This is a genomic window from Streptomyces sp. NPDC104814 (assembly GCF_055583185.1).
The window spans coordinates 80,468-100,930 of record NZ_JBVJOL010000016.1 but is presented as its reverse complement, the minus strand read 5'-3'; the positions used below and the strand labels follow the sequence as shown (position 1 = coordinate 100,930).

General features: G+C 67.3%; 15 protein-coding genes and 2 pseudogenes. 14 read left to right on the top strand and 3 right to left on the bottom strand.

Translation table 11 applies throughout. The annotated features are described in order from the left end of the window. Window positions 1-116: 116 nt before the first annotated feature. From ACZ64A_RS35160 to ACZ64A_RS35150, 3 genes are all read left to right on the top strand, one after another. Window positions 117-1,301 carry an MFS transporter gene (locus ACZ64A_RS35160; RefSeq protein ID WP_469816002.1) on the top strand — a complete coding sequence of 395 codons (1,185 nt, stop codon included), beginning with the start codon at window positions 117-119 and terminating at the stop codon, window positions 1,299-1,301. 659 nt (window positions 1,302-1,960) lie between these two features. Beyond that, window positions 1,961-2,749: a carbon-nitrogen hydrolase family protein gene (locus tag ACZ64A_RS35155; RefSeq protein WP_469816001.1), complete on the top strand. Its 789-nt coding sequence runs from the start codon at window positions 1,961-1,963 to the stop codon at window positions 2,747-2,749. 82 nt (window positions 2,750-2,831) lie between these two features. Next, window positions 2,832-4,529, top strand: coding sequence for a flavin monoamine oxidase family protein (locus tag ACZ64A_RS35150; protein WP_469816000.1), 1,698 nt, complete (start codon window positions 2,832-2,834; stop codon window positions 4,527-4,529). A gap of 19 nt (window positions 4,530-4,548) precedes the next feature. Here the strand turns inward: ACZ64A_RS35150 and ACZ64A_RS35145 are convergent, their stop codons facing one another. Further along, a complete protein-coding gene (locus ACZ64A_RS35145; protein ID WP_469815999.1) occupies window positions 4,549-5,478 on the bottom strand; it encodes an LLM class F420-dependent oxidoreductase in 930 nt (309 codons plus the stop codon). Between the two features lie 151 nt (window positions 5,479-5,629). Further along, window positions 5,630-6,007: pseudogene (locus ACZ64A_RS35140) on the bottom strand (DUF5995 family protein); the annotation flags it as partial. Between the two features lie 21 nt (window positions 6,008-6,028). Between ACZ64A_RS35140 and ACZ64A_RS35135 the strand changes: the two are divergent. From ACZ64A_RS35135 to ACZ64A_RS35085, 11 genes are all read left to right on the top strand, one after another. After that, complete coding sequence (locus ACZ64A_RS35135) at window positions 6,029-7,609, top strand: recombinase family protein (protein ID WP_469815998.1); 1,581 nt, start codon at window positions 6,029-6,031, stop codon at window positions 7,607-7,609. 408 nt (window positions 7,610-8,017) lie between these two features. Continuing rightward, window positions 8,018-8,524, top strand: coding sequence for a hypothetical protein (locus ACZ64A_RS35130; RefSeq protein ID WP_469815997.1), 507 nt, complete (start codon window positions 8,018-8,020; stop codon window positions 8,522-8,524). A gap of 741 nt (window positions 8,525-9,265) precedes the next feature. Beyond that, on the top strand, window positions 9,266-9,868 hold the full coding sequence (locus ACZ64A_RS35125) for a hypothetical protein (RefSeq protein WP_469815996.1): 603 nt from the start codon (window positions 9,266-9,268) through the stop codon (window positions 9,866-9,868). A gap of 629 nt (window positions 9,869-10,497) precedes the next feature. Continuing rightward, window positions 10,498-11,421, top strand: a complete 924-nt coding sequence (locus ACZ64A_RS35120) for a hypothetical protein (protein ID WP_469815995.1) — start codon at window positions 10,498-10,500, stop codon at window positions 11,419-11,421. Window positions 11,422-11,432: 11 nt separating this feature from the next. Next, window positions 11,433-11,777 (top strand): hypothetical protein, encoded by a 345-nt coding sequence (locus ACZ64A_RS35115; protein WP_469815994.1) that lies wholly within the window; start codon window positions 11,433-11,435, stop codon window positions 11,775-11,777. Window positions 11,778-13,065: 1,288 nt separating this feature from the next. Continuing rightward, window positions 13,066-17,460 (top strand): transglycosylase SLT domain-containing protein, encoded by a 4,395-nt coding sequence (locus tag ACZ64A_RS35110; RefSeq protein ID WP_469815993.1) that lies wholly within the window; start codon window positions 13,066-13,068, stop codon window positions 17,458-17,460. Window positions 17,461-17,573: 113 nt separating this feature from the next. Then, the gene (locus tag ACZ64A_RS35105; RefSeq protein WP_469815992.1) at window positions 17,574-17,732 is read left to right on the top strand and encodes a hypothetical protein; all 159 of its coding nucleotides are present in this window, start codon (window positions 17,574-17,576) and stop codon (window positions 17,730-17,732) included. Between the two features lie 75 nt (window positions 17,733-17,807). Continuing rightward, a complete protein-coding gene (locus ACZ64A_RS35100) occupies window positions 17,808-18,050 on the top strand; it encodes a hypothetical protein (protein ID WP_469815991.1) in 243 nt (80 codons plus the stop codon). After that, the gene (locus ACZ64A_RS35095; protein ID WP_469815990.1) at window positions 18,022-18,546 is read left to right on the top strand and encodes a DUF6879 family protein; all 525 of its coding nucleotides are present in this window, start codon (window positions 18,022-18,024) and stop codon (window positions 18,544-18,546) included. Before ACZ64A_RS35100 ends, ACZ64A_RS35095 begins: the two co-directional genes overlap by 29 nt. A 3-nt stretch (window positions 18,547-18,549) precedes the next feature. After that, the gene (locus tag ACZ64A_RS35090; protein WP_469815989.1) at window positions 18,550-19,398 is read left to right on the top strand and encodes a helix-turn-helix domain-containing protein; all 849 of its coding nucleotides are present in this window, start codon (window positions 18,550-18,552) and stop codon (window positions 19,396-19,398) included. 276 nt (window positions 19,399-19,674) lie between these two features. Next, window positions 19,675-19,911: a DUF7848 domain-containing protein gene (locus ACZ64A_RS35085; RefSeq protein WP_469815988.1), complete on the top strand. Its 237-nt coding sequence runs from the start codon at window positions 19,675-19,677 to the stop codon at window positions 19,909-19,911. Window positions 19,912-20,063: 152 nt separating this feature from the next. Here ACZ64A_RS35085 and ACZ64A_RS35080 read toward each other — a convergent pair. Further along, a pseudogene (locus ACZ64A_RS35080) lies at window positions 20,064-20,387 on the bottom strand (DUF5995 family protein); the annotation flags it as partial. Window positions 20,388-20,463 lie beyond the last annotated feature (76 nt).

The following is a 20,463-nucleotide window of genomic DNA, read 5'->3' as shown; positions in this document are numbered from 1 at the left end:
CACCGGGCCTACCATCGCTGCATGACCTGGCGACATTGATCCTCCCGCCGCGCCTCCCGAGGGCCGCCTCGGACGCCGCACGTCCGGCGTCCGATCCGTCCCTGCGGGAAGGCCTCATGACACACTCACGCGCGCAACGGCTCGCGTTCACCCTGTACGCGTACGCGTTCCTGGACGACTGCGTCCTGCTCTACCCCGTGTACGCCCTGCTCTTCACCGACACCGGCCTCTCGGTGGGCGAGATCTCCTCCCTGTTCGCGCTCTGGGCGGCGACCGGCGTCCTGCTGGAGGTCCCCTCCGGCGCATGGGCCGACGCGGTCTCCCGCCGCCTGCTGCTGTGGTGCGGGCCGCTGCTGGCGGCGGCCGGCTTCACGCTGTGGGTCTGGCAGCCGGCGTACTGGTCGTTCGCGCTCGGATTCGTCCTGTGGGGCGCCCGAGGCGCCCTCGCCTCCGGTGCCCTGGAAGCGCTGGTCCACGACGAACTGGACCGGCTCGGCGCGGCCGACCGCTACCCCAGGCTGATGGGCCGGGCCCGGGCGGCCGGACTGCTCGGCGTGATGACCGCGACCGCCCTGGCCGGACCGGTGCTGCGGGCCGGCGGCTACCCGGCGGTCGGCGCGGCCAGCGTCCTGGCCTGTCTGCTGACGACGGCAGTCGCCACGGGCTTCCCGGAACACCGGCACACGGCCGCGGAGCCTTCGGAAGGCTGGTCCGAGACCCTGCGCTCCGGCCTGGCGACGGTCCGCGCGAGCCGCCGGGTCCGGGCGGCGATGCTGCTGGTGCCGGCGGTGACGGCGATCTGGGGCGCGCTCGACGAGTACACGCCGCTGCTGGTCCGCGGGGTCGGGGTCCCGGAGTCGGGGGTGCCCTTCTACCTCCTGCTGATCTGGGCCGGCGCCACGGCGGGCGGCCTCCTCGCAGGCCCGGCCGCCCGCCTGCGCTCACGCGGCCTGGCGGCCCTCCTGACCTTGGCCGCGCTGGCCCTGGTCACGGGCGCGCTCGCCCGCACCCCGGCCGGGCTGGCTCTGGTGGCCGTGGCCTTCGGGGGCTTCCAACTGGCGACGGTCCTGGCGGACGCCCGCCTCCAACGACGCCTCGACGACGCCACACGAGCGACGGTCACGTCTCTGGCCGGCCTGGGCACGGACGTGACGACGATCGCGGTCTACGGCACGTACGCGGCCCTGACGACTCAGGCAAGCCACGCGATGGCGTTCACGGCGCTGGCGACGCCATACCTGCTCACAGCAGCGCTGCTGTGCCGCCGCCGAGGTCTGCCCGTGACCTGCACCCGGCGTTGACCGGTGCCCCGGCGTCTGGGCCGGCCGGGGGTGGGGACGCTCGCCGGCGCCGGCGGGGTGCCTCCCCCAAGTACTACGTGCAGGGGGGTACCCCCAGCCCACCCGTGCCGCCCTGGGGGTCCCCCCTGCTCGAAGAGCTTGGGGGAGGCACGACTGCCCGCAGCTTGGTCGGCATGACGGCCGCCCGTCGCTGCACCCGCCGCAGCTGCGCGCGCCACGGCGTGCAGGCGCGGCGCGCCACGGCGTCGGTGCAGTCGCGTACGGCGGTGAGGGGACGGGGTGGGGGGTGTCCGCCCGCAGCGTCCGGCACCGGGCAACAGCGCACTCGTCGGAAACGGGTGGCCGGACCGAGGACGGACACCCCCCGCCCCGGCCCCGACTCAGAAACCGGCCGGAGGCGAGGACCGCAACCGGCCACACACCGCAACGGGCCGCCGCAGGCAAACAGGGGCGCGGGGAACTGCGCGACCAGCCACAACGCACCCGCAGATGACCACGCGCCCCCCGCCGCAGGCACCGCGCAACGATTCGCCGCCCACCCCCCACCCCACGCAACAATCCGCTCACCGCCGCGCAACAGCGACGCCTTGTCCCGCCCGCGCAGCCGACCGTACCGTCTAGAAGGCCCCCAACCCCCTCCGTACCGGTGAGGAACACCCATGCGCACAGCCCTGCTCCAGAGCTCCGGCCGCCCCGGATCCGTCGCCGAGAACCTCAAGGTGCTCGACGACGCCGCGGGCCGCGCCGCCGCCGCCGGAGCCGGACTGCTGACCGCGCCGGAGATGTTCCTGACCGGCTACGCGATCGGCGACGACATCGCCCGCCTCGCCGAGCCCGCCGACGGCGACTCGGCCGACGCGATCGCGGAGATCGCCACCCGCCACGGCCTGGCCGTCGTCTACGGCTACCCGGAGCGGGACGGCGAGACCGTCCACAACTCCGCCCAGCTGATCGACGCCACCGGCACCCGCCGCGCGAACTACCGAAAGACGCACCTCTTCGGCTGCTTCGAGCGGGACCACTTCACGCCCGGCGACCAGCAGGTCGTCCAGGTCGAGCTGAACGGCCTCACCGTCGGCCTGCTCATCTGCTACGACGTCGAGTTCCCGGAGAACGTCCGCGCCCACGCCCTCGCCGGCACCGACCTCCTCCTCGTGCCGACGGCGCAGATGCACCCCTTCCAGTTCGTCGCCGAGTCGATGATCCCGGTGCGGGCCTTCGAGAACCAGATGTACGTCGCGTACGTCAACCGGGTCGGCCAGGAGGACGAGTTCGAGTTCGTCGGCCTCTCCACCCTCGCCGGCCCCGACGGAGTCGCCCGCGCCCGCGCCGGCCGTACCGAGCAGTTGGTGTTCGCCGACGCCGACCCGGCGTTCCTGGCCGCCTCCCGCGAGAACAACCCGTACCTGAAGGACCGCCGCCCGGACCTGTACGGGTCCCTCGTCTGAACCCCGTCCGAACCTCCCGGGCAACCCGGGGCACCCCCGACCCCGCCTCACCAGCAGAACCCCCGCAAGGAGTCCGTACCCCATGACGTCCACGGTGCCCAACGCCGTCGAGCACACCGACGAGCAGCAGCCGCCGATCACCATGTTCGGCCCGGACTTCCCCTACGCCTACGACGACTTCCTGGCCCACCCGGCGGGCCTCGGTCAGGTCCCGGCGACCGAGCACGGCACCGAGGTCGCGATCATCGGCGGCGGTCTGTCCGGCATCGTCGCGGCGTACGAGCTGATGAAGATGGGCCTCAAGCCCGTCGTCTACGAGGCCGACCAGCTCGGCGGCCGGCTGCGCACCGTCGGCTTCGACGGCTGCGACGAGTCGCTGAACTGCGAGCTGGGCGCGATGCGCTTCCCGCCGTCCTCCACGGCCCTGCAGCACTACATCGACCTGGTGGGCCTGGAGACGAAGCCGTTCCCGAACCCGCTGGCCGAGGCCACCCCGTCCACCGTGGTCGACCTGAAGGGCGAGTCGCACTACGCGGAGACCGTCGACGACCTGCCCCAGGTGTACCGGGACGTCGCCGAGGCGTGGAACAAGTGCCTCGAAGAGGGCGCCGACTTCTCCGACATGAACCGCGCGATGCGCGAGCGGGACGTCCCGCGCATCCGCGAGATCTGGGCCCAGCTCGTCGAGAAGCTCGACAACCAGACCTTCTACGGCTTCCTCTGCGACTCGGAGGCCTTCAAGTCCTTCCGGCACCGCGAGATCTTCGGCCAGGTCGGCTTCGGCACCGGCGGCTGGGACACCGACTTCCCGAACTCCATCCTGGAGATCCTCCGCGTCGTCTACACCGAGGCCGACGACCACCACCGCGGCATCGTCGGCGGCTCCCAGCAGCTGCCGCTGCGCCTGTGGGAGCGCGAGCCCGAGAAGATCGTCCACTGGCCGTACGGCACCTCGCTGAAGTCCCTGCACGTGGACGGCGAGCCGAAGCCCGCCGTGACCCGGCTGCACCGCACCGCGGGCAACCAGATCACCGTGACCGACGCGAACGGCGACATCCGCACCTACAAGGCGGCCATCTTCACCGCCCAGTCCTGGATGCTGCTGTCCAAGATCGCGTGCGACGACTCGCTCTTCCCGATCGACCACTGGACGGCGATCGAGCGCACCCACTACATGGAGTCCAGCAAGCTCTTCGTGCCCGTGGACCGGCCGTTCTGGCTGGACAAGGACGAGGAGACCGGCCGGGACGTCATGTCGATGACGCTCACCGACCGCATGACGCGCGGCACCTATCTGCTGGACAACGGCCCGGACCAGCCCGCTGTGATCTGCCTGTCGTACACCTGGTGCGACGACAGCCTGAAGTGGCTGCCGCTGTCCGCGAACGAGCGGATGGAGGTCATGCTGAAGTCGCTCGGCGAGATCTACCCGAAGGTCGACATCAGGAAGCACATCATCGGCAACCCGGTGACGGTCTCCTGGGAGAACGAGCCCTACTTCATGGGCGCGTTCAAGGCCAACCTGCCGGGCCACTACCGCTACCAGCGCCGCCTGTTCACGCACTTCATGCAGGACCGGCTGCCCGAGGACAAGCGCGGCATCTTCCTCGCCGGCGACGACATCTCCTGGACGGCCGGCTGGGCCGAGGGCGCGATCCAGACCGCGCTGAACGCTGTCTGGGGCGTCATGCACCACTTCGGCGGTGAGACCGACGCGACGAACCCCGGCCCGGGTGACGTCTACGACGAGATCGCTCCCGTGGAACTGCCGGAGGACTGACCGTGGTTCGCGGCCGGACTCACAGCCCGGCCGCCCGCGCCTTCTCGTAGACCTCCGCCGCGGCGTCCTTCAGCTCCTGGGCGTCGCGCGGAGTCGTCTGCAGGTCGATCAGGACCTCGTCCATGCCGACCTCGGCGAACGCCGCGAGGTCCGTCACGATCTGGTCGGCGCTGCCCTGGAAGGGCCGGCGGTCGTCGCCGTCGTAGGGCTTGGCGCTGTACATCGCGTTGACCCGCGGCACCCGCAGGATCGGCTGGCTGCGGCCCCGCTCGGAGGCGATGTCCTGGAGCTGGTTCCACCCGGTGGCGTAGGCGTCCACGCCCATGGCGACCGGGATCCAGCCGTCGGCGCGGTCCACGACCCGCGTCAGCGCCTTCTTGTTGGCCGCGCCCACCAGGATCGGGATCGGCCGGGCGGGCTTGGGCCCGACCACGGCCGCGTCGAGCTTCGTGACGCGGCCGTCGTAGCTCACCGGGTCCGGGCCCCACACCGCCCGGCACACGTCGATCACCTCGTCCAGCACCCGGCCGCGCTCCTCGTAGGGCCGTACGCCCGCGGCGGCGAACTCGTCGGTCGACCAGCCGGAGCCCAGGCCGGCGATCACCCGGCCGCCGCTCGCCGCGTCCAGCGACGCGAGCGCCTTGGCGAGCTGGAACGGCCCGTGCAGCGGCGCGACGAGGATGCCCGAGCCCAGCCCGACCCGTTCGGTGACCGCCGCGGCCAGCGTCAGCGTGATCAGCGGGTGCGCCATGCCGCGGTAGAAGTCGGGCCAGGGCAGGCCTGGGATGCCGTACAGGCCCTGGGTGGGGTTCTCCGGGACCAGGGCCCGCTCGTACACCCACAGGCTGTCGTATCCGATCCGCTCGGCGGCACGGGCCACGTCGGTGACGTCCTGGGCGAGGTCGTACTGCCGGTGCTGGGGAAGACCGAGTCCGAGACGGATGGCCATGGCTGATTGCTCCTTCGCGATCGGAGTGCCCCATCGGCCAACGTACAGCGGCCCGCGGGAGCACACCCGTCGGACGACGCGCCCGGCGGGGCGGCCGACCGCGGCCGCGGCGGTGTCCGGCCGGGCGGCCGGCGCGGCCGCCGGGACGGGCTCAGGCGGGCAGCGGGGTGAGCAGCATGCGGCCCGCGAAGCCCACGGCCGCGTCGAGCCGGTCGGCGAACTCCCCGGCCAGTTCGGGCAGCAGACGCAGCGCCCACAGCGCACGCGCCGCCGACCACGCGGCGTCCCGGGCCCGCTCCAGGCTCCAGGACCCGAGCAGATGGGTGAGCGGGTCGGCGATCTGCAGCAGGTCGGGGCCCGGCATCAGCTCTTCGCGGATGCGCTCCTCCAGCGACACGAGGACATCACCCACCCGGTCGTACTCGTCCTCCAGCTCGGCCGGAGCGCAGCCGAGGCTACGGCAGGCGTCCACCACGGCGAGCGCCAGGTCGTGGCCGATGTGCGCGTTGATGCCCGCGAGCGCGAATCGTTTGGAGTAACATCACATGCCATGACGCAACTCGCTCGGCGCGCGGGGCTGTTGCCACGCCAGGCGCCGCGGGTCGTGGGGGCTATCCGGCTGAGCCGGTACCACGACTCCACCACTTCGCCCGAGGTGCAAGAGGAGATGATCACTCTTGCCGCTCACCGCATTGGCGGCGTCCTCGTCGGATGGGCGAAGGATATTGACGTATCTGCCCTGAAGACGTCGCCATGGGAGCGCGAGGAACTCCTATACTGGCTAGAACGACCAGACGAGTGGGACGTTATGGTCTGGCAGCGCATGGACCGGGCGGTCCGGTCCATGGCTGACATGGCGAATCTAGGACGGTTCGCCAAGCAACACGGGAAGAGATTGGTATTTGCCTCCGGACCCGGGGGCGACATGCTAGAGCTGGACTTCGGCTCTGCAATGTCAGAACTGATCATGCTCATTCTGGCCTTCGCGGCACAGCTCGAAGGGCAAACCATCGTCGAGCGCAATCAGGGTGCTGCGGCTCGCCTTCAGTCCCTGGGACGTTGGGCCGGCGGCCCGGTGCCGTACGGATTTCAGCCTGAGCGGAAGACCTTCCCCGACGGCAACGAGGGATGGTGGCTGGGAGAGCATAAGGAGACGGCCGACATTCGCCGCTCCGCTATCGCACGGGCTATCGCCGGACAGTCGTTCAACGAGATCACGGATTGGCTCAACTCGTCAGGCGCAGTGACGCCGACGAATCACAGAGCGCGGCTCGCCGGACGCGACGAGGATCCGAGCAACGTATGGATGGCAACGACCGTCAGGTCAATGCTCATGTCTGCGCTCAATCGCGGGCACCTCGTCACCCGGGAGGGCGCGACGGTGCGCAACGCTGACGGGAGCCCCGTACTCCAGGGCGTCGCGCTCATCAGCGACGACACGTGGCGAGAGCTGCAAGAGGCGTTGAAGAACCGGGCGGTGGAGGCGCTCCAGGCCCCGCGACGACGTGACGCTCACGAGCTACTGGGCATCCTCGTGTGCCACGAATGCGGGAGCAACCTCCATACCGCCTACCGTACGGAACACGACGGCACGCGAGCCGGAATCTTCCGGTGCAACAGCGCGCGTCACGGCAAGGGCATACCGAAGCCCACGGTGACGCGGGCAACCACGGTGGAATGGGTCCACTCTGAGTTCGTGCGCCGTTTCGGGTTCATGCGACAGACGCAGATCGTCCGTACGCCCGGTGTCGATCATCGGCCAGAGATCGCAGAGCTGGAGTCCAACCTCGAAGAGCTGGGCAACCGGCTCGCTCAGCTCCGCGGCGCCGCTGCTGACGTCGTCGTCCGTCAGATGAACGGCATCGACGCCAGGCTGACGGAACTCCGAAGCGTCCCCGTGGAGCCTCCTAAGATCCAAGAGGTGGAGCTAGACACGACGTGGGGCGACGCCTTCCGGGAGGCGAACGACGAGGAGCGTCGACAGATCATGCTGTCCATGAGCATTCGGGTCACGGTGGGGCCTCCTACGGGTTGGCGTCGACCTATCGAAGAGCGTCTGACGTTGGAGATCGACCGCCCGGACCCTGTGGCTGATGAGCTGGAAGACGTGGTCTACCAGGAAAGCCTCTGATGCGTTCCATGGCGCGCGAGAGCCCCCGTCACTCGACGGGGGCTCTTCTATGGCTGCGGCAGGCTCCACGGCCCCGCGGGTGGCCTCTCGGGTAGCTTCGCGCCCGGCCGGCGCAGGTACCAACCTACGAAGCGGCGCAGGACGTCAGAGCGGTCGGTGTCGTCGGGGACTGCATCCCCGAACGCCTGCCACATCTCCGCGTCGATACGGAAGCGGCTCACAGGTGTCTTCGGCTGATTAGGCATGGGTGAACGGTAGCAGAGGTGTGGCCACACCGAGAGGGTTGCGGTGTGGCCACACCTGTGCCTAAGGTGTAGCCACACCCCGACGCAAGCAAGGCAAAGGGCGGCCCGCAGATTCTTGGCGGAAGCGCAGGGCCGCCCCTTGTCTCCATAAATGGAGGTCCCCATGGTGGCACAGGCTCAGGTTCTCGTCATCGGTCCGACCGCTCTTCCCTCCGACGTCGAGCGCCTCCGTCACGTCGCCTGGAACGTCGCCTACGAACTGGGCACCCCTGCCGTCTTCGCCATGCACACCGACTACAGCGTCACCGACTTCGCCGCTGTCTACCTCACGGGCGACACGGAATCGATGCTCGACGCGTCGACGCTCGTCCTCCTCGGGGAGGCGCTGGCGGCCGGCGTGGACGTTCACGAGCCGCTGAAGATGGACGAGGCTCTGACGTGTGACTGCGGACTCGTCCACCACTTCACTCGCCCCGACGTCGACCAGCGCGGCACGGTGTGGTGCGCAGAGTGCCAGGAAGACTCCGCCTGCGCGTGGTGCGGGGAGTGGAACGACATGGAAGACCTGGAGATCGTCGAGAGCGGTAACGCATGGGTGCCGCTCCACCCCGGTTGCCGCGCGGGGCTGAGCCGCTCGACGTCGGCCAGCGTCCTCCCTGCCACCGTCTGACGCTACTTTCTGTGACTAAGAGCCGCTTTCCATGAACGTCGGGAGGCGGCTCTCGTCATGCTCGCCGGCGGTAGCCGGAAGAGAGTGGAGCGGGTGATTCCGCGGTATGTAAGGCGACCAGCCGCCTATGCCCCTTACTCTGTCGCTTCCCGTCGCCAAACCCGCCTCCAAACCGGGCCGTTCTGCATGGCTTCTGACCTGCGGCTTTAGTGCAACTAGCCAAAACAAGGGTGTACTTTCATTTTCTTCTAACGCGCATAGAGAGAAATTGAGAATGGGGGTTAGTTCGACACTTTGGCACCCGGTTTGGTCGGCAGGTGTCGGAGGTCCTCTCGACGGGGGCGACGGAGGCGGGCGGACGGCGTGAGGCGGAGGGCGCCTTGGAACGCCCCTGGCGCCTCTCTGCGTGCCTCTCAGGGGGGTGGACGATAAAAGGATCGTCGACTCCTTTCCTGACCCCTCCTGTGGCCACTGAGAGGATTTCCGTGTATCGCCGCAGGCACTCAGCCTCTGAACCCTCAATCGTCACGCAGCGTAGCTGACCTGAGTGCACGTCAGTGACGGAGGACGACCCCGCCTCGATGTCACGCCTAACATCCGGCCGCGATTCCCCCATAACTCCTTTAGGAGCGCACCAAACATCTGACGGTCTGCGCCCCATAACGCATGTGTGAGGGCGCGTCACATCCGGCGCTCATTACGACACCACGTAGGTAGAGGCCGCGCGGAGGGCGCGGGCCGATGACGGAGGGGAAGGCCATGTACGAGGACACATACGGCACTGCGGGACGTCGGCGCGCGCGGTACGCGGAGGAGTTGGAGGAGTTGCGCTACCTCGGGGTGGAGCTGGAGGAGGGCGGGGCGTACGTCTCACCGACGCGCACACACTGGCGGGGCCTGGAGGCGACTGACCCGCTCGACCTCGTTACCGACGAGGAGTTCAGCGAGGAGGCGTGGCGTGCCTGGCATGACGCGTCGGAGGTCGACGAGGAGCGTCCGCAGCGACGACGAGCGGGAGGACGGCTCGACGACATCGTGCCGCCGGTCGCGGCGCCGGTAACCGTCAGAGTGGATCCGGGCATCGCTGCGGCGTACGCGGCGCGTCAGGCTCATGCGACGACGACACTGGCCTACGAGTCCGCGGGCGGCGTCGTGACGGTCGAAGGCTCCGTGAAGGTGTGGCGCGGCACGTGTGCACAGTGCTCCAAGCATTTCGAGCAGCGACGGCCGGCGTCGCAGCGCCGACGGTGGCGAACCCTGTGCGATGACGAATGCTCTGCCGAGTGGGCACGCGCCCGGACGCGGGATCGCATGCGACGGTTGAGGGGCCGCGACGCCGCCTAATGTGCGGGTTACTGTTCTAAGTGGAGAGGGGTTTAACCCAATGACTAGGCGGCCCCTCTCCCGCTTCTACCAAAGCCGCGCCGCTCCCCTCCTCTCGTAGCGGCGCTAGGTCCGGCGACGTTGAGCCGGCCGTGTCGAGTGGGTTCTCTCCTCCTTCCTCGCTCCACGGCTCTGCGCTCCGTCGCCGGACCTTCAACTGATCTTTGGCGTGGCCCCCGGGCCGCGCCTTTTTTGTTGCCCACGCCCGGGAGAAGGCGACCACCGACACGAACGCGGAGAAACCCTCATGTCCCAACTTGACGTACCGACCTCGGGTCCGGGGTCGCGCCCCTGCCCGGAGTGCGGGCGCGTGCTCGCGCGGACGCCGGCAAACTTCCACGTCGACCCAAGCTGCGCTGACTTCCTGCGCGGTACGTGCCGGGAATGCGTCAACACGCAGCGACGCGCGCGCTACCGACGTAACCCGGAGCCCGTCAGGGAGCGCGAGAGGCTCCGGCGGGCAGCGCGCACGGAGTTGATGAGACAAGCCCCGCAATGGGCGCCCACAGAGTGCCACGAAGCGACTGACCAAACCGGGTCGGTCGCTTCAGTCATGTCCCCAGAGAGGTCCCCCTGTGTCCACTAATCCCATGCTCGACGCCGCACGCGCGGCCGTACCTGAGATCGCTGCCGCGGAGATGCTGCTCCAGGGCGCGAAGGCGCTACTGACGGACGCACCCGTCAGCGAGTCACCCGACGCCGCACGGGAGGCCATCATCGAGCGCGCCGCGGACGACTTCCTGTCGGGCGGTGCCTGGCCGAAGGACGTCGGCCGACGAGGCGTGAAGGCATACGAGGACGCTGACGCCGCCCTCGTCGAGCGCCAGGCCCGGCAGCGCGTTGTCACCCGAGCGGAATGGGAGGTGTACACGGCTCTCAGCGACCATGCTGACGCCGCTCTCGCGTATCTGGGGAAGAGGCTGGAGGAACTCCTCACCGACGCCAGGACGGCGCTGGAGACCGTCGGCGGAGCCCGCACGGCGGAGGAGGTCATCGACGTTGGTCCGGACGCTGTAGCGGCCTGGAGTCGGCTGAAGGGCATCATGCGCGAGGTCGAGAACGTGAGGTCAGCGCAATGGGACCTCATCCGCGGCCCGCGGACCCCGGGGGCTCCCGCCGGCGGGGATTGGACGGCTCGCCAATGGATGAACCAGGGATACGGACATGCCCGCGGACTCCGCCCCGACGAGGCGCCTGAAGCGGTGCGTGAAGCCATCCGCTCCCGGCGCGTGACGCTGGAGTACCTGACGTGGCTCTGTGACCGTGACGACGCGTACGTTCCCGCCTCAGAGTCGCAACTCGCTGACGACGTGACCGTTCTGAGCGCCCCGGATGCGCTCGACGCTGAAGCCGTCGACTGGTCGCCTACCGTCCTCCCGCCGCTTCAGAGTCGGCCGGCTGAGGTCTACCCACACTCGACGGCGCCGCACCTGGACGCGTCGAAGCCCATGCCGCCAGCACCCAAGCCCAACGCGACGCCGGGAGACCCGACGCCGCTCCGGCGCTCCTACTGAGAGGAAGAACCATGGAACAGACCCCTGAACAGCAGCGCGACGCCGCACTCCTCGAACTCGCCCGCCTGCAAGCCGGCCTTAGGGCCGGACTCACCGTCGAACAGTCGGCCCGCCTCGTCGGCACCACGCCGGAGGAACTCGCGGCCGACGCGCGGACGCTGGCAGCAGAGTTCGGAACGGCCAACCCGCCGCACCGCACGGGCTCCGGCAGCGACGTCGGGAGCGGCTCCGGCACGCTCGACGCTGGCGCAGCGCGATACCGCCGGGAACACGGCATCGACGAGGACGGGCGCAGGCCCGAGGCGAGCAAGGGTGGCAACCCCTTCCAGGTCGCTAGCTACCGCATGGAGCGGTGACGAGCGACCCCGGCTAGCGTCACCTCCCACGCCAGAACCTCAGGGCGTCCGCCCAAGCACGCACAACGTGGGCCAGGCTGCGCAGGATGGCTGAGCGCTGGGCAGGAGATGTGCCCCGCAGTGTGACGACTACCAGAGCGATGGCAGTGCAGCACACCACCGTGAGGCAGTAAGCAAGCGCGAGGAACAGGACGAGCGCGGATGACATGTGTGACTCCACGAAGCGCATCGCCGTCGAAGTGGAGTCCTCGCTACAGAGCTTCGGCCCACTCGACGGACACCAACGGTCCGACCGGCCTCCTGTGGCGGAGGCGTCCCAGTGGGCGCGCTCTGGGTAGCGTCGCAGGCCAGGGGCCTGCGTAACCATCGAGTCAGTTGTACCACGGCCGGCCTCAGACCAGGGGGGTGATCCCCTTCATGCAGGTCAGAAGACCGTCTAGGTGCTGGGCGTCGCGGTCTGTACGGGTCTGGGGATCCGGACTGTAACGCTTCTGAGAGCCGTCTCCCCGGCGCCTGACGGCCCCCTGGAGCCCCTGCCTCGTTATGTGCGCGAGGGATCGCGTCCGCGAGGTGATGAAGCCGCACGCGAAAGATTCAATTCGTAAGCGTTACACCTTCTATTGAGCCCCGGAGCGATGCTCTCGGGGCTCTTCGCATTTTCACGGAGGAGCCATGACGTCAGACCACGAGCCGCGACTCTGCAAGCGGCCCGGATGCACATTCCAGCGCAGCTACCTCCAGTGCCGAGACGGCAGCTACCGACGTCAGCGCACGTGTTCAGCGGAGTGCTACGTCTGGAGCATTCGCGCGCGACGGGCGGATCGCAATGGGGACGCCAACGAGGCCGCGGAGCTTCTGCGCCTCGCCATGCTCCTCGACGCGCGGCGGGACCCCAACGAGCGCGTAGGAGGCGTTTTCACGGACGAAACGGCGACCGCGTAGGCGGAGATCAGCACAACTCAACAGATCATTTCCAGGCCCTTAGCGGACGCGCTAGGGGCCTTTTGTATTGGACGTCCAATGACTAACAACGACCCGCGTTGCCTGCGCTCCGGTTGCCGTTTCACGCCGTTGCCGGCGTTTACGGAAGACGGAGCCCTAGAGGTATTCGCGTATTGCTCCATGAGTTGCAAAGAGTTCATGGAAGCGGCCCTAGTGATCTCCCGTTGGGAGCCGTCCCCTGACAGGGAACGGCGTTCACATCAACTTGTCCTCATCAATCAGCTACTCGACCTGAGATCGCACGCGGCTGAGTACGACGAGGGACAGAGCATGTGTGGGGTGTTCGATGGCCGGTGACAACCTGGACATCGTCGGAACCGCAGCGGTCGACGTCGTACCGATCGCGCCTAACTTCCATGAGAAGCTGAAAGCCGCCGTTCTCCCTGCCGCTGATCGCGTTGGCGAGGAGGCTGGACGGCGAATAGGCGACGCCATTGGGCGCCATATTCAGGTGTCCATCCCGTCGGCCGTAACGCAGGGCGGAAACGCGGCTCGCAACGCGGCAACGCGGGCGGGAAACGACAACGCTGGAGCGTTTGGCAGAGCGTTTAAATCGCGTTTGGAAGTGGCGTTCAAGTCGCTCCCGAAGCCAGAAGTCCGGCTTTCGACGACAGGCTTTGATGCCGACCTGGCCCGCGTCCGAGCCCGCATGGAGACGCTCGCAGGAAAGCGCATCGGGGTCGACGTCGACGCAGCGCGAGCCCTCGAAGAGATCGCAGCGCTTGACGCCGACCTGTCGCAGCTTGGCTCTCGCAGCCCGAATATACAAGTCACCGCAGACATCGCTTCCGCCCGTGCGGCCCTGGCGGCGATCCGCGAAGAGGCAGACCGGGTCGGGCGCAGGGATCCGCGCATCAAGGTCCACGCCGACACTTCTCAGGCTCAGGCAGCGCTCTTCCAACTCGCCATCTCCCTGGGCGCCGTCGCTGCTCTCCCGCTCGTTCCCATTGCGGCTGCGGGACTGGGAGCCATTGCGGCGGCTGCTACTGCCGCCGGCGCAGCCGTGGGCGCCTTCGCCCTGGCAGCCATCCCCGCCGTCAAGGGCGTCACCTCCGTAATCCAAGCGAAGACAGCCGCGGAAAAGGAAGCGGCGACTGCGACGGACAAGAGCGCAGCCGCGAACAAGCGAGCCGCGCAGTCCGCCCTTCAGATGCAGTCTGCGCAACAGGCGCTGACGGCTGCGCATCGCAGTGCCGCGGATTCCATCGCACAGGCCAACCGGGCCGTCGAGGATGCTGAGCGGGCACTCGGTCAGGCCGCTGTTCGCGCGATGGACGAGCGTCGTCAGGCTGCTCAGAACGTGGAGCGTGCAGAGCGATCCCTCGTCGACGCGAAGCGCCAGGCGCGCGACGCGGAGGAGTCGCTGACGAAGGCCCGGCGGGACGCTACTCAGCAACTCGCGGACCTCAACGACAAGCTCACTCAGGGCAAGTTGGACGAACGCGAGGCAACGCTCCGCGTCCAGGAAGCACAGGCCGAACTCAACAAGACACGCGAGGATGCTGCCGCCGGCAAGGCCACTCAACTCCAGCTCCAGCGAGCACAGCTTGCCTACGATCAGGCCGTCGAGTCCGCCAAGCAACAGAAGAAGGATTACGGACAGCTCCAGAAAGACGCTGAAGCCGCGAAAAAGGCGGGTGTCGACGGTAACGCGGACGTCAAGCGTGCCAGCGACGAACTCGCGAAGGCTCAGCAGAACGTCAGAGACCAGACCGAAGCCGTAGCTGACGCTCAGCGCAAGGCTGCGGAGGCTCAGGTCAAGGCGGCGCAAGAGGTTGCCGATGCTCAGCGCAGCCTCTCCGATGCCGTCAAGAACGCCTCCCGCACGCAGATTCAAGCCGCGGAGTCCATCGCATCGGCGGAGCGCGGTGTCGAGTCGGCACGCCTGTCAGCCATGGACACCACGGCGCAGGCTGCGACGAAGGCCGACGCATATCGAAAAGCACTCGCGAACCTGACGCCAGAGCAACGGCGCCTGTACGACTCCATTGCGGGTCCAAAGGGGCTGACGGCGGCGTTCAAGGACTGGAGCAAGTCCCTTCAGCCTGACGTCCTCCCGCTCTTTGTGCGGGGCGTCGACGGGGCGAAGGCGTCCCTTCCGGCGTTCACGCCGCTCGTAAAAACGGCTGCGGACGCCGTCGGCGAGCTTATGGACCGCGCGTCGGCCGACCTGAAGCGCCCGTTCTGGCAGCGTTTCAAGCAGGACATAGCCGATAACGCGAAGCCTGCGATCGTGGGGCTAGGCATTGCGTTCGGCAATGTACTCAAGGGCATGGCCGGCATTGTCGACGCCTTCCTCCCGCATATGGAGGGTATCTCCGACCGAATGCAGCGCATCACGGGCCGATTCGCTACGTGGGGTGCAAACCTCAAGGGATCGCCGGCCTTTGAGGGATTCATCGAGTACGTGAACCAACACGGACCGGTGGTTGCCCAAACCCTGGGGAAGATAGGCGGAGGGTTCCTCGACGTCGCGAAGGCCTTGGAGCCGTTCACTGACGTCATCCTCGAACTGCTCGGAAACGCCGCGGACATCATCGGGTGGGTTGCCGAGCATGCTCCGTGGTCAATTCAGCTCCTCTACGGGCTCTGGATTGCGACACGGCTGCTCAATCTGGCTATGGCGAGCAGCCCTATCGGCCTCGTGGTCCTGGCGCTCATCGGGCTCGCGGTCGCCGTGAAATTCGCGTGGGATCACTTCGCGTGGTTCCGCGACGTCGTGACGAGCACGTGGGACGCCATCTCCGGAGCCGCGCAAGCGGCGTGGGAAAAGGGTCTGAAGCCCGCGTTCTCAGGCATCTGGTGGGCGATTAAGGGCGTCGGCGACATCGCCGTCTGGCTTTGGCAGAACGTACTCGCCCCAGCTTGGTCCGGAATTGTCCTCGTGATGAAGTACGCGATCACGATCATTCTGACGGTTTTGATTGCGCCGCTCTACCTTGCGTTCAAGGGTATTGGCGCGCTCGTCATGTGGCTCTGGACGGATTGCTTCAAACCATCGTTCGACGGCATAGCCTGGCTCGCGACGTGGGTTTGGAAGAACGTCCTCGCCCCGACGTTCACCGGTATTTGGTGGCTGCTGAAATGGGTCGGTGACAAGTTCGTCTGGCTCTACAATAACGCCGTCAGGCCGACGGGCGATTTCATCGCCTCTAAGGCTACGTGGCTGTGGCGAGCGGCACTCAAGCCGACATTCTCCGCTATCTGGGATTTGCTGAAATGGCTCGGCGATAAGTTCACCTGGCTCTATGATCACTCAGTAAGGCCCGTCGCGGATTTCATCTCGTCCAAGACGCATTGGCTGTACGAAAAGGGCATCAAGCCTGCGTTTGACGGCATCAAGTCCGCCGCGAAGCTGGTCGGCGATGCCTTCAGCTCCACGAAGGACGCCATCGGCAAGGCGTGGTCGCAGGTTGCCAGCATCGCCGCGAAGCCCGTCAACTTCATCATCGACTGGGTTTACACGAAGGGCATCAAAAAGGTCTGGGATTCTGTGGCTGACTTCGTCGGCCTGGACCCTTTGCCTGACGCTCCGAAGCTCCTCGATGAGCGACCGAAATTCGCGCACGGAGGACGGACGCAAGGCGGAACGCCTGGCGTCGACAGCATCCCGATCCTGGCCATGGCGGACGAATTCATCATCAAGCGCGACAGCGCGAGGAAGATCGGATTCGACAAGCTCGCTTACATGAACGCGACGGGCGAAATCCCGCACGTTCAGAAGTTCGCCGGCGGTGGCATTGTCGGGGCTCTCGGCTCCGCATGGGACTGGACGAAGGACAAGGTAGGCGGAGCGATCTCGACGGGGATCGACTGGGCTAAGACGGCCGGCGACCTCATCGCGCATCCCGGCAAGGTCTGGAATTCGCTCATGAAGCCTTTCCTTGACAAGGCGGCGAAGAAGCTGGGCGTCGCACAAATGGGGAAGGTACTCCTCAAGTACCCCGTGAAGATCGTCGGTGATCTGAAGGACAAAATCGTCGACTTCGTCAGCGGAGGTGGTGGGGGAGGCGGAGGCAGCGCCAATCTCGGCGGCGTCATTCCGACGGGAAAGCGCGCACAGATCATCGCTCAGGCTCTTGCAGCCGCGCACATTCCGCCCCCGGGCTCGCTCGACCAGTGGCTCCGCGGAATGAACACGCTGATCACGCGTGAGTCCGGCTGGAATCCGAACGCGATCAACCTCTGGGACTCCAATGCCAAAGCCGGCCACCCGTCGCAGGGCTTGACTCAGACAATCCCGTCGACGTGGTCAGCCTACGTGCCGGCCTCTCTGCGGGCGCGAGGAATCCTCGACCCCGTCGCCAACGTGGCGGCATCCGCGCGCTACATCAAATCGGTGTACGGCAATATCACGAACGTCCAGCAGGCGAACGCGAATTTGCCTCCGAAGGGATACGCCGAGGGCGGCCCCGTCACCCCGACGTGGTTCGACTCCGGCGGGCTCATTCCGCCTGGCCTCTCCTTTGTCGCAAACGGCACTGGCTCTCCGGAGCCGGTATTCACCGCTGAGCAGTGGAGCGATATCCGGGCAACGAAGTCCGGCGCAGCCCCGACGCAACTCCACGCCGACGTGCGCGTTTTCGTCGGTGACCGCGAGATCACGGACATCGTCGACACCCGCATTGAGATGCGGGAGGAGGCGAGCGCGACGGCTCTGAACGTCGGTCGCTGGACCTGACGCACACCCTGGCGGCCCCTCCGACATGGCGGGGCCGCTCACACACTCACCCTCGCGCCCCGTCGGCCGACATGGTCGACGGGGCGCCCCCATGACTTTGAAGAGGAGTAACCATGTTCGGTCAGCCGGCGAAGAGCGAAACCGTCACCTGCGGGCACTGCGGGACCATGCTGGAGCAGAAGCCGGGAGTGGGCCGCCTGCGCCGCTTCTGCAACCCCGACCACGGCAAGGCGTACAGGAGTCGCATGCGGGCGCTGGGCTTCCCTGTCTGAGGCCCTCTTGACCGTCGGCGGATGGCGCGACATCGTCATAGAACTCTGCGCAACTTCCGCGACTCTGGAGCAGCCATGAAGCTACGTTTCGTCGGTAAGGACCCGAATTCGGAGGAAGAGAACTGCCCCAGCGTCCTCGTAGACGAGGAGACAGGGGACTATGTCCTCCAGGGCTGGACGGGGGACGCGGAAACCGTGGCCTCGTGTGAGGCGTTCGGCCCCGTTGCTCCGAACGAGTCTGTGATCCGCTTGCCTGCACGTATGACGACGCTGTTGAAGGAGGCGATCCGTGCCAACGAGCACCCCGACGTTCGCTGAACTCCTCGCCAAGACGTCGCGGCACGCGCTCCACCTGGAGATGCGCGACGTCTACGGCGTCGAGTCGGAGGATGCGGCGTTCGCGGCATGGAAGGCCGGCGAGCAACGCGACTTCAGCGATCGGGCGTCATGGTGGAGCGGCTTTCATCAGACCGTCGCTGACGCCGTCGCCAGGGGTGTCAAGGTCCGTCGGGCGCGAGTCGTCTCTGAGCCCGTGTCGGACTACATCCGGTTCGAGCACTGCGGGACTGCGAAGAACCTTGCCGCGGGTGAAGAGGTCCGGTGGCTGCCCAGAAGCCAGGCATCGGACATCATGCTCCCGGGCAATGACGTGTGGATCTTCGACGACTTCGCGTTGAAGTTCGGCGTCTTCGACGGGGACGGCAGGCACGTCGGGGCGCAGATGTCCTACGACCCTGACCTGATTGAGCGCTGCACGTCCGCGTTCGTCACGGTCTGGGACCGTGGCACCCCGCACGCTGAGTACGAGATCTGACATATGTCCGAAGCCCCGTCCGCCCGCATCGAGGAAGCACGTCAACGCGTCGCGAGGCGTCTTCGGGACCTTCGCCAAGACGCAGGGCTGACGGGGCAGGACATCGCAGAGCGCACGGGATGGCAGAAGTCGAAGGTCTCCCGGCTTCAGAACGGCGTGACGCCTCCGTCGACAGCGGACATCCAAGCGTGGTGCCGCGTCTGCGGGGCGGAGGACCAGGCGGCCGACATCGTCGAGGCGGCCCGGACAGCCGATTCCGCGTATATGGAGTGGCGCCGCAAGAACCGCAATGGCCTACGGCACATGCAGGTAGCGCGGGCAGCCGTCCATCAGCAGACACGGCACATGCGTGTCTACAGCTCCACGCTCGTTCCGGGACTCCTCCAAACACGCGCCTACGCCGCTGCCCTGCTGTCTGACATCGCACGGGCTAAGCGCATCCCCGATGACTCCGAGGCAGCCGCAGACGCACGCGTCGAACGCTCAAAGATCATCAAGGAGACTGGTCGCACGTTCGCCTTCGTCGTCGAGGAGGCGGCCCTAAGGCGCCGCATGGGCGGATCCGACGTGATGACGGAGCAGCTCCTCCACCTCCTCGACGTCGCGCGGTACCCGGCGGTGTCACTCGGCATCATCCCGGCGGCGTCACAGGCGATGTGGCCGTTGGAGACTTTCAGCGTGTACGACGATGAGAAGGTCTACGTCGAGTTGCTGACGGCTGGACTGACGATCACGGCACCTTCAGAGGTCGCTCAATACGTCGCGGCGCATGCCGAAATGGCGCGTGCAGCCGTCTACGGTCCGGATGCATACCGGATCATCGCAAGCGCCATACCGACGTCATCCCAATAGGCGTAGAACTGTATAGAACTGCGTGGAATCCCGCCTCTCCGTCCGCCTACGTTCGTCGTAGAGAGAAGACAACGGCGGAGGTCTTGGGATGGCTGTGCATTTGCTCGACCCGCTTGCCTACGAACGACCGGAGCCTGAGCCCGGTTGCGACGTCTGCGGCGCTCTGAGTCGGCAACTCGCGGAGGTAGACGACCCGACGAGTGCGAGCTACGACCCGTCGAAGGCGACAGACATTCGCGTCGAGATGCGCCGGCATCAGAAGAAGCGGAGGCGGGCGTGACGACTCTCGACGCACGGCCGGCGAAGAAGCTGGAGTCCCAGGGGATTCCCGTCAGGCAGTGGATCGAATGCGCCCGATGCCTGGAACTCAGCAGAGACGAGAGCGACGTGACGGAGTGGGCGACGCGACACGAGTCGCTCCACCCCGGGCACGACAGCTTCCGCACCGTCAATCAGTCGTATTGGCGACTCGTCCCGCGGAAGCAACCCCAGAGCCCGCGGACTGACGCCTAGCGTCGGTTCGTGGAGGGCGCGGCGGGACGAGGTCGGCATACCCCGCTCCCGTCGCGTTCCTTTAGCCCCCTCCGTCATCCACCTGACGGAGGGGGCTTCCGTGTGTCCGCAGGTCAGCCACGGTTAGACGTGGAGTGCACGTTCGCTCATCTCGCGAGGGCGAACTGCAGCGGCCGTACCCCGGGATGGCGGCGGAACTGAAGGAGGGGGCGCCAGCACGCCGGTGCCCGGCGGTCCGGTCCGTCCGCCTCGACCGCCGTCAGATACCGCTCGGCGAACAGCACGTCCAGCGTGACGGCGGCCCTGCGGTCCGGGAAGGCACCGCTGTCGACACGCCGGCCGACCTCCTCGGTGACGGCGAGGTAGACACGGTTGAACACCCCCACGCCGTCCCACACGGGCAGGGCCGCGTCCAGCGCGCGCATGCGGGAGACGACCGCGTCGACGGGAGTGGTGAACTGTTCCAACTGCGCCATGCAGGAAGGGTCCCAGTCCTAGGCTGGCCGGAGTGCCGGCGGGCCCGCCGCTTCCCCAGAACGGGGGAACGGGGGC